Annotated in this window: 5 protein-coding genes; 3 read left to right on the top strand and 2 right to left on the bottom strand. The window is 26.2% G+C overall.

Features of this window, described 5'->3' with window-relative positions; translation table 4 throughout:
• The first annotated feature begins 1 nt into the window (after window position 1).
• From CJJ23_RS01185 to CJJ23_RS01175, 3 genes are all read left to right on the top strand, one after another.
• Window positions 2-1,123, top strand: a complete 1,122-nt coding sequence (locus tag CJJ23_RS01185) for a YhjD/YihY/BrkB family envelope integrity protein (RefSeq protein WP_095334565.1) — start codon at window positions 2-4, stop codon at window positions 1,121-1,123.
• Window positions 1,124-1,374: 251 nt separating this feature from the next.
• Window positions 1,375-2,499, top strand: a complete 1,125-nt coding sequence (locus CJJ23_RS01180; protein ID WP_095334564.1) for a YhjD/YihY/BrkB family envelope integrity protein — start codon at window positions 1,375-1,377, stop codon at window positions 2,497-2,499.
• A 199-nt stretch (window positions 2,500-2,698) separates the two neighbouring features.
• Entirely contained in the window at window positions 2,699-9,223 is a 6,525-nt protein-coding gene (locus tag CJJ23_RS01175) for an MGA_1079 family surface serine endopeptidase (protein WP_095334563.1), read from the top strand.
• A 50-nt stretch (window positions 9,224-9,273) separates the two neighbouring features.
• Here the strand turns inward: CJJ23_RS01175 and CJJ23_RS01170 are convergent, their stop codons facing one another.
• Both CJJ23_RS01170 and CJJ23_RS01165 read right to left on the bottom strand, forming a co-directional pair.
• Window positions 9,274-10,503 carry a YbhB/YbcL family Raf kinase inhibitor-like protein gene (locus CJJ23_RS01170; protein WP_095334562.1) on the bottom strand — a complete coding sequence of 410 codons (1,230 nt, stop codon included), beginning with the start codon at window positions 10,501-10,503 and terminating at the stop codon, window positions 9,274-9,276.
• Between the two features lie 115 nt (window positions 10,504-10,618).
• Window positions 10,619-11,278, bottom strand: coding sequence for a hypothetical protein (locus tag CJJ23_RS01165; RefSeq protein ID WP_095334561.1), 660 nt, complete (start codon window positions 11,276-11,278; stop codon window positions 10,619-10,621).
• Window positions 11,279-11,447 lie beyond the last annotated feature (169 nt).

The following is an 11,447-nucleotide window of genomic DNA, read 5'->3' as shown; positions in this document are numbered from 1 at the left end:
TATGAAGTGATGAAAAAAGTGAAGAAAACGAAAACAAATTAACAGTGGGTGATCAAATTATGGAACACCACGATATGGCGATCCTGATAAAAAAGGGATTTTTTCATTTTTAAAAAGATCATGAGTTGATCGTAAATTAATTAATAATATCAACCGTGGTTTTAATATAAAAGAAAGAGCTGTTAAGTTAGTAATTTTAATCTCACTAAGCACATTTGTTTCTAAGTCGAGAATTAAAAATAAACAAAAACGTTCAGAACTAATAGATCGAACTTACTCAAAACTTAGTTCACGTGATTTTACATTTGTTCCTTTAGCAACCTCATTTTACTTGCTACTCTCGTTCGTACCTGTAACTATTGCTGTTACTTTACTTGTAAATTTTATTGGTGGTTATGGCGATGTTTTATTAAATAATATTTATGACAGAGTAATTCCTGGTTTAAGTAATACTATTAGGGCGATTTTTGGAAATATAGATATTAATGATCTATCGCTTTCTGTCGTTTTTGAAACTTCTTCTGCAGGAGCTATTTCGATTATTTTTTTAATTATAGCTTTAACTTGGGTGGCATCAGCAGGTTATTCAAAATTAATATATTCAATGTCTTACATCTACGACCATGATAATTACGGTAATATTTTAATTAATCGAATCAAAGGAATTTTTATAATCATTGCAATAATTTTGTTACTCACACTATTCATGGAGGCTTATGTAGTTTTCATTAGTAAAATAGATGAATTATATGATGGACCGGCTTATGAGGCAATCTTCTACTTTACTTTTATGCCAATAACTGCTTTGTTTTACTATATTTTATTGTTATTCTTATTTAAATTTGCACCTAAATTTAAATTGAGATTTTCACATATTCAGCCAGGTATTTTTGTTGCACTAATTCCTATTTGAATTTTAACATTAGTATTTCAAGCAATTGTTAGAACAAGTTCGTTTCGCCTATTATCATTTATTGCTGTGATATTTTTTGCTAGCACCTTTCTTTTATTTTTTTCTTACTTTTTATATGCAGGTGTGCTTGCAAATGAAGCTTATTATAAAACCTTTCATTCACTTAGAACAGTTAGCAAATATACTAACAAAAAGAATTTTTCTATATAAGTACTTGAAGGACTTTTTTTATTTAAATAGAATTAAAAGTTGATGTAAGAATAGCATAAACACGATTTTTAAATTTTCTCATTACAAAAGTTTATTTACATTATCAGTTTTAAAACTTAATTAATACTAAATTTATGAGAATATACTGATAAATAAGCAATTTATTAGTAATTTTTTAGTGCTAAAGATATTTAATAATAAATTAGTTAAAATTATAAAAAGTTGTTAAAATAAAAACTCGGTGATTAATAATGAATAGATGAAAAAAGTGAAGAAAAAGAAAACAAATTAACAGTGGTTGATCAAATTATGGAACACCTAGATATGGCGATCCTGACAAAAAAGGGATATTCTCATTTTTAAAAAAATCATGAGTTGAACGTAAAGTAATAAATAATATCAATCGTGGTTTTAATATAAAAGAAAGAGTAGTTAAATTAATTATTTTAGTATCACTAAGCATTTTTGTTTCAAAATCAAAAATTAAAAATAAACAAAAACGTTCAGAACTAATAGATCGTACTTACTCAAAACTTAGTTCACGTGATTTTACATTTGTTCCCTTAGCAACCTCATTTTACTTATTGTTATCCTTTGTACCAGTTGTGCTTATAGTTACATTATTTGTAAATTTAATCGAAGGCTATGGAGAAATTTTATTAAATAATATTTATGATAGAGTTATTCCAGGGCTAAGTAATACCATTAATCTTATTTTTCCTGGTGATGTAAGCATTACTCATTTATCAATTTCTGCTATTCTGCAGAATGCGCATGGTGGTCCTTGACCGATTCTTCTTTTACTTTTATCTTTAATCTGAATTTCATCCAGTGGATACTCAAGACTTATTTATTCAATGTCTTATATTTATGAACATGACAATTATGGTAACATCTTAGTTAATCGGCTTAAAGGAATTTTTATAATTATTGTAATAATTTTTTTACTTAATCTATTTTTAAACGGTTATGTAGTTTTTATTAGTAAAATTGATGAATTATATGATGGTCCTGTTTATGAATCAATTTTTTATTTGACCTTTATGCCAACAACAGCTATTTTTTATTATCTAATGCTATTATTTTTATTTAAATTTGCTCCTAAATTTAAGTTAAGATTTTCACATATTCAACCAGGTATTTTTGTTGCACTAATTCCGATTTGAATTTTAACTTTAATATTTCAAGCAATTGTCAGAACAAGTACTTTTAATGTCTTGTCATTTATGGCTGTTATCTTTTTCGCAGGTACTTTTGTTTTATTTTTTTCTTACTTTTTATATGCAGGTGTGCTTGCAAATGAAGCTTATTATAAAACATTTCACTCACTTAGAACAGTTAGCAAATATACTAATAAAAAGAATTTTTCTTTGTAAGTCCCTAGAGGGATTTTTTTATATCCATAAGTTCGAAAAAGTCCTTTTTTGGGGCGTTTTCAAAAATAAAAAATAAAAAATATTTTGTTTAGGAACGGCAAAAATATGTAAAAATTAGTCTATAAGAGAGATTAGCAATTATTAAAATAATTGACTTACAAAATAAATCAAAACAACGATTTTTAAGGAATAGATTCATATGAAAAAAATTAAAAAAAATATTTTCTTTTTATCAGCACTGACAGTAACAAGTGCAGCGACTGCAGTGGTAATTAGTTGTACACCAACTTCACAAAATAATTCAAATAAGAGTTATCAAGATTTTCAAAATGATAATAATTTTACAACTTACGTGACTTTAAAAGATGAAGCCATGTTACAAGAAATTGCATCAGAGAATTTCAAAACATCATTAAGTGAAGAACAAATTGCTAATTTAGTTTCATTAAATTTTCCTTCAGATTTTTTAACTGATGTAACCGTTAATTATCGTGTTCAAAATGTTGATGATCAAAACGGGATCGTTGGTTTAATTTTTACAATTACTGATAATAAAGATCCTGAAAAAACTTTTATCAGAAATAAAAACATTACAAACTTTGTAACAACTAATCAAGAAAAAGCTGAGAGTTGAGAAAGGTTAAATGAAGCAGTTAAATATTTAAGATTAACTTCAATTGATCTAAAAGACAAATCTTTAAAGCAAAAAACTGTTAATGAAGTTTTTAATATAGGTCAAAGCAATTCACAACTTAAAGAACTTTTAGATCTTAATTTAGATCAAAATATTTTTAAGAATTTTACAACTACACTAAAAACTAGAAGTGTTAGTTTATCAAATAATAGTGCAACTGTAGAAGTTACTTTAGAAGATAAATACCACCAAGTTAGAGTTTATGATTTTCAAATTAGTGGCTTTAAACATGATGAAGAATTTCAAATTAATTCTAAAAGAGTTGCTTCATTACAAAATATTAATGCTGTAATTAAACAATTACAAGACACTCAAATTGACTTAAAAGATCAATCTTTAAAGTCAAAATTTTCTCATGAAGTTTTTACTATTAATGATAATCAAACTAAAATTTTAGACTTGATTAATTTTGATTTAAGTAGTTTAAATTTAACAAACAATAATTTAAGTGCAACTATTTCTATTTCAAATATAGGTAATGGACTTGCTCAAATTAATTTTGAAATCTTTGACATCTATGGACAAAAACAAAACATCAATAAGACTATTGGTGGCTTTAAAACAAATGAACAACACATTGCTCAAGAAGCTGAAAATAAATTAAATGAAGCATTTAACTGATTAAAAAATTCAAATATTGATTTAAAAAATCAAGCCCTAAAATCACAATTTGCTTCAGAAACTTTTACTGCTTCATTAACTAGTGAAGAAATTTTAAATTTACTAAATTTAGATACAAGTAATGAAAAATTATCTGATTTAACATTAAATGCTATTGTAAAAGAAATTGGTGATCAAGATGTTACTGTTGAATTTACTTTAACAAATTCATTAAGTAGTAGTTTAAAAACTGCTGTACAAATCAGTGGATTTAAATCAGAATCAGCAACTAAACATCAAGAAAAATTAGATGCATCAAAATTAGAAATTGATAAAGTTATTGCTAAACTAAATAATTTAACAATTGATTTAAAAGATCCATCTTTAAAACAAAAACTTGCTTCAGATACATTCAATAGTTCACAATTAACAAGTGTTTTATTACCTTTATTAAATTTAAATCGTTCTGATTTAAATTTAGAAGCAAATAATTTAGCACTTGATATTGAAGTTGTTGAATTAAATGATGGTTCAGTAAAACTAAGTTTATCAGTAAGCGATCAATATAACCAAAGTGCAAAGGTTGAAAAAACAATTAATGGCTTTTTAACAGCACAAGATCTAAGATCACAACAAGAAAATGCTAAATTAGAAAAAGCAAATGAGTGATTAACATCATTAGCAGTTGATCTAAAAGATCAAACTCTAAAAAATCAAAATCCTAATTTAGTTTTTAATCTTCAACAAACAAGTGCAGATATTTTAGCACTATTAAATATTGATACAACCAATACAAATTTAACTGATATTACTTTAAGTGCAAAGATTTTAGAAATTAAAACAAATAGTGTAGTGCTACAACTTGAATTAACTAATTTAATTTCTAATACTAAAAAACATGATGTAGAAATTACCAATTTTGTTTATGTAACTGATGAAGAAAAACAAACACAAGTAACTAAAGCACTTGAATGAGTTAAACAACAAATAATTGATCTTAAAGATCAAAATTTAAAAAATGAATTAGCAACTAAAACATTTTCTAACAGTTTAACTAGTGATCAAATTAAAAACTTTTTAAATTTAGATTTTGATTATGAAAATCTAAAAAATGTTGTGAGTGAATTTTCTTTTACAGAAATTAGTGATAACAAAATTGCAATTAATTTGAAATTAAAATATCATGATGATTTAGATATTACAAGTGATACTTATAATTTTGAAATCGATGGATTTAAAAATCCAAAAGAAGATGAACTAAAAGTAATTGCTAATGATTTAAATAAATATAAATTAAATCAAAAAGTTAGTGATACACAGTTAACTAATTTAGGTATTAAACTTTATTCAGCAAGTGTTAGTCAAAATAATTGAACAACTTATTTTGATTTAACTGATAAAGATGAAAATGAAACAGAATTTATTGATGTTACTTTAGATCCTAATAATATTGATAAAGCAGTTTTAACTTTCTATTTATATTCAAAAGATAAGTCAGCAAAAGTTTTAATGACTAGAGAATGAATTTCTAAATTACAGTTAAATACTTTATTAACTAGTTATACTGATTCAACTAATCCTGCTGATTTAGCTAAATATTTTGACTATGATGCAAAATTAAAAGATAATTTTGCAATTGAAAAAGTGTTTACAAAAAACTTTTTCAAAGATCATTTTAAAAGTAAAAACACAGGCTTTTTCTCATTTCATTTTGGATCATTCAGTAATTCAAAATTAACTATTGATGTTAAAGCAAAAAACACAAAAGTAAAAAGTTTTACTATTGGTGATTTTAATAAAACAACTTGATTTGAAAAACGTGGTGAAGAAGTTGAAGTTTCGGATGCATTTAAAATTTATGTAACTAATAATCAAAGAAACTTTACAAGAAATGCAAAAGGTATTTTAGTTAACTCTGAAGGCTTTACATTTTTAGAAAAATTCTTGTTAACTGAAATTGAAAAACTTGAAAGAAAATATAATCTAGAATTAGTTGACGGATCAACTGGTATTTCTAGAGAAAGAACAATTGATTCGAAAGTAAGAGATAAATTATTAGAATTATTTAATCAAGGTACAAGAGGAAGAAGTAAATTTAGATTATTAACTTGACAATATAATACTTTAAATCTTTCATATAAAAATGGTCCAGATGGTCCTCAAGCTGTAGAAAAAATTTCAGAACTATTTAATAATTTAGTTGAAGATAAGCAAAAATCATTTAGCGTTTATTTTGATCCATCTGCAAAAATTGGAACAGGTAACAAGAAAACAATTACTTATGTTTTATCAGATGATAAAAGAGCATTATTAGCAAATAATGGTAAAAATAATTTAATCATCAAAACTAATGATGGTATTAGCTTTGGTGAACAAGATCAAGTTAAAGCATTAATTGAACAAGGTATGAAAATCTTTGAAATTAAAGACTGAAATAACTTACATCATCAACATTTAGCTTCAAAAGTAAATCCAATGGATTTTTTCAAAGAAATCAAAAATGGTAATTTTACAATTAAAGCAACTAAGATTTCTGCTAATGATTTAAGTGGTAAAATGGAAGTTAAAATCGGTGCATATCTAGAAAATGCAACAGAACCTTTATTCACTAAGAATGTAACTTTAAATTACTTTAAAAAGCTACAAGATCCTGTTGATGAAAAAGGGACATTAAAAGATAGTGATTTTGAAAGTGCAGAATCATCTTTAACTACTCAGGAAAAAAATCAATTAACTGATATTAAAAAACATGCAGGTCAAATTAATGGAAGTGATTTTGAATTAAATAAGACTGAAGGTTTTTCTTATTTAGAACCTCAATTTATGACTGCTAAAAATTTAAGATACTTTTTAAAATTTACAGGTCAAGTAGCAGCATCAACTGATTCGGGTAAAACTTTTGATGACAAAACTGATACATACAATAACAAAGTTCTTGCTGATGCTAAAAAAGGTGATGATGGATTTAAAGATGATCCAAATAAAACAACAGGAACTGTACCTGCTGGGAAAATTACTAATGATACTGCTTCAGCAGTACAAATTAATAGTTTAAGAAGTAATTATTTTGTAACTTATTATGATGTACAAATCCCTAAAGATCGAAGGGGTAATCCTGATAAAACTAAAATAAGTTTTAAGTTAGGATTTACTAAAAAAGATAATGCAAAAGTTAAATGACATTCAAATTTAATTACTTTAAGCAATCTAACAAATTCATTAAGAGATTTAAAATATATTGAACAAGATTTAAATAATATTTCTTTTTCAGATTTATCTATTGATACTACAGCATTAGCAAATATGACTCCTTCGAGTTTAAATGCACAAACTTTAAGTAATGCAGTCAAAGTTAAATTTGTTTCACCTAACAACCATTTTATTTATGATAAGTTTACAAATCAAAATGGTTCAATTAAAGAATTTTATATTGGTGAAATTTCTAATAAAAATGATCAAGCAGGTACTGCCTGAATTAAATTTAAATATACGGATTCAAGTAATAAATCTAAAACTGCTACAAAATGAATTAAACTTTCAGGTCTAAAAGCAATTAATTCTGGTGAAAGTCAAGAAGGTGCACTAGATCAACTTTATAAAGTTAACACAGAAACAACAGGTTTTACCTCGGGAACTGGTATAACACCTGAACGTTCGAAACTAGAAGAAAAAGCAGCACAGCAAGCACTTCGTGAAGCACAACTAAGTAGTAGTTTAATTGCTCGCAATAGAAGACTAGAATTATCTAAAAAAGATGCTTTATGAAATGCAGAAAATTCTAAAAAAGAAGTAACTTTTACATTATTAAGTAAATATTATTCACCAATTTTTGATAATACAACAACCAATGTAGATAATCAAAAAGTTATAATTAATTTAGGTGGTCTAGTTAATGCGGGTTATGATCAAATAGTAAAATTGATGAATAACAACAATAAGAGTTTTACTAGCAGACAACTTCCAAATACTCGTGCTATTGTTGAATTAGATTATAAAAAATTAAAAGAACAAAAAAATGTTGACATGAAAGGATCGTTTAGATCACATAATTTCAGTAATAGTAGTCAGACATATTATGATGCATCATTTAATCTAAATGCAAAATTAATTGACGAAGGAATTAAATTCACATTCAAGATTACTAAATTAGAAGAAGTTACTACTTCATCACGAGGTAGAGAAACTAGAAAACCAATTACTTTTAACAACTTCACACAATTAGATGCAGATTTAAATATAAGTAAGAAATTTGATGAATTAAACATAGGTAAAGAAATTTACTTTGGTAAATACGCAACAACTTTCAATCTTGAATATACAAATAATGTTGAAGTTGAAAACTTCAACACAATTCCAACTAATGACTTTAATTATGATAATGTTACATTCACTGCAGAAAATGTACCTTTAATTCTTTACAACAAACGTTATGAAAATAACGATACTGCTTTTGAATTTGACTTTAACCAAAATGTTACTTGAAAATGAACACAAGGATACAAAATGAACCTTGAATACGCTCATGAATCATATAATTATGATTCATTCAAAGATATCAAAGAAAGAAGCTTTGGTGGTAACATGGGTTCATGAACTATGCTAGCAAAAGCAAGTGATGACAAAAGCGATGAATTAAAATACTACCTAATTACTAATCATCACGTGGCCTCAGGAAATGCTGATCAAATGAAGCAAAATGGTCTAGGTAATAATGGCTCAGTTTTCATCGTTAGACACTCAGATGATTTTGGAAATAACTGACATAATGGAACTAGTTATTGAGATGGTTTAGATGTAGTTAGTGGCATTCCTTATAAGCAAATTTGAGATGGAACTAGTTTAAAACAAACTTCAATTGATGGTACAAATAAAAACGGTGCAGTCGATATTGCACTGGTAGTTGCTGATATTAAAGTTGCTAAAGAAAAAGCTTATGCAGATGGTAAATATCGTTACTATAAATGGTTAGATGATTGAGAAAAACTAGAACCATTAAAAATTGCAAACAAGGAAGAACCTGTTTCAATGTTTATGCCTTCAATGTTAATTGATTATAGTTTTAGTGGCTTTCCTTATGGAAAACAATCAGCTTATGTTTATAACCGTACATCACAAAATAATACTTCAATTGGATTTTCAACTAATGGTTTAACACCTACTTTCCATAACGCAGGTAATTCAGGAACGGGAGTTTTTGATAACTCAGGCTACTTTGTTTCAATTATTAACTCAGGTGCTCCACGTACTTTCTTACAGTCATGAAAATTAATTACTAATAGTTTTAATTATTATGGTGCTGTGTCTGATAATAATTCACTATTTGACTTAAAAAATGATAATAGTATTATGTCGCAAGTACTAAGAGCTAATGCTTTAAACCCTGATACAGTTGCTCTGGATTCAGGAATCAATAATAAAGAGAACAAATAATTTAAAAAATCAACAACCTGTAAAAGTTGTTGATTTTTGTTTTAATTAATTTAATTTGCTTTTTTAACTTTAAAAAAGTAAATTCCTTCAGCAAATACTTTGCCATGAAGTTCTCTAGATAAGTCCCCTAATTTAAATTCTTGCTTTAGATTTAATTTATCTTGATGTGCATAAAGATAAATTGTATAAGTGGTTTCATCAGATTCTGAAGTAGGTCCATGATAGCGATCACCTTCATGATTTACTAAATCTTTAACATCTAAATAAGGTGGATTATAAGCTTTAAAGTCAAAATTTCTTGTTGCACTAGAATGACCTTGAATAATTTTTTTATTTAATAAACCAGCGTTTTCTTCTAGATTATTTTCATCAATATTTGTTACTAATCAGTTTATAAAAGGATTACCATCTGTTACTTCTTTTGCTTCATTATTCATTAAAACTAATGAATAATAATTAGCATCTTTTATTTTATTTCAAGTCAGTTCTAAGCTAGGTGCATCATCCTTATAAGCGTTTATAGAATTTAAATAATTAGCATCATCAACACTTTTTGACTTAATAATTATCTGTTCAGAATTATATTTTTTGCTAGGTGCAAAAAATTCATAATAATGATAATTTATCATATCATTAGGGTGTTTTAATTTAGCACTAACACTATCTCAAGCAATAACTTTACCGTGCATTGCTTGATGCAAATCAGCATAGTAAAAAGGTTTAGGTAGGTCTAATTTCTCACTTAAAGCATAAACGCTAATTTCATAATTATGGCTTTTATCAGGTGCACCTGGACCAGTATAATTAGCATGCTTTAAGGCTTCTTTTTTTGCTTTTTCTTTATCAGTTATTCTTGTTAATTTAGATGAAGCTAACGAATTAAATCCTTGCTCTAAATTAGGATTTAACTTAGAAGAATTAAGTTCTAATTCATTAGTTTCTACATTAGCAACTAGCCAATGTAGAAAAGGTGTACCAATTACATTAGCAGCTTCTCAGTCATTAATTAAGACTGCATATGCTTTTGCACTATCTACTTTATCCCATTTTAAATGAGGGCTTTTACCTTCACTATTAGGATAAAGCTCATGCAAATATTCAGCAATTGCTTCAGGTTTTCAATAACCATTTTCAATCGATGAAGAACTAATGTTTAAATTAGTTCTTCTTGGTAGTTGTCAATTATTTAAAGCCTTTTTAAGGGCACATCCACAACTACTTTCATCTTTTTCACTATTTCAATAAACAGTTAATTCAGTTAAATATTTTTTTAATTTCATTTATTAAACTCCTATGTCAATTTTCTTGACAAAGTAATTATAACATAATTAAAAAAAGCATCAACAATATTTTGCTGATGATTTAAATAATTTATCTGTAGTTAAAATGTAAAAACTATTTTAGGTTGTTTCTTACTAAAACACCTTTTACATATTTCATGTCATCTTCAAGTCTGTCAAGGCGATCATTAACTGAAATTCTAAATTCATTAAAGTCTTGTACATGAAGGTTAAAATCACTTCTTAAAGAACTTAGTTCAATTTTTATAAAGTTAATTTCTTTTCAAACTTTTTTAAAGCCTTCTTCGGTTTTAATCGTTAGATCATCTACACGTTTATCTAACTTTTCAACCTTATCTGATAAGATAGCGACAGTATTTGATAGTTGAGTAACAGTTGTGATTAATCCTGAAACAACATTAGATAATGTTTCGAAGTTTTTAATTAAGCCATTTACCGTTTCTTCTAAATTATCTATCCTTTTTTCAACTTTATCTAACCTAGATTCTAAATTATCTAATCTTTCTTCCACCTTATCTAATCTTGCTGATATTCCATTAACCGCTATTGTTAAATCACTAATCATTTTCATTATGATTTTGCCATCAGTCATAGTTCCTCCTTTATCTTTCTCAGTCTTTGATTTTATTATAAAGTAGTGTTCGTTATTTTCATAAACTTTTTTAACAATTTCAAAATCTTCATGATTTTTGAAGAAGGTAGTCATGATTTTTTGTGCTTCTTTAATGGTTTTGACAAGGATTATTTCTTCCATATCTTTCCTTTACTAGTTTGCTAAATTTGATTATTATTTGAAAAGGTTTATCCCTTCTCTATAGCAATAAAATTTTTGACTAGTTTTGGAAAATATTTTTCAAATATTTTCCTAAAAATTTGTCTTCTTTAAAATCTGTTTAAATTTGATATTAATAATAAAAATATAA

It is taken from the genome of Mycoplasmopsis agassizii (assembly GCF_002276225.1).
GTDB lineage: Bacteria > Bacillota_I > Bacilli_A > Mycoplasmatales > Metamycoplasmataceae > Mycoplasmopsis_B > Mycoplasmopsis_B agassizii_A.
The sequence above is the reverse complement of the archived record's forward strand: the minus strand, read 5'-3'. Positions and strand labels throughout refer to the sequence as shown.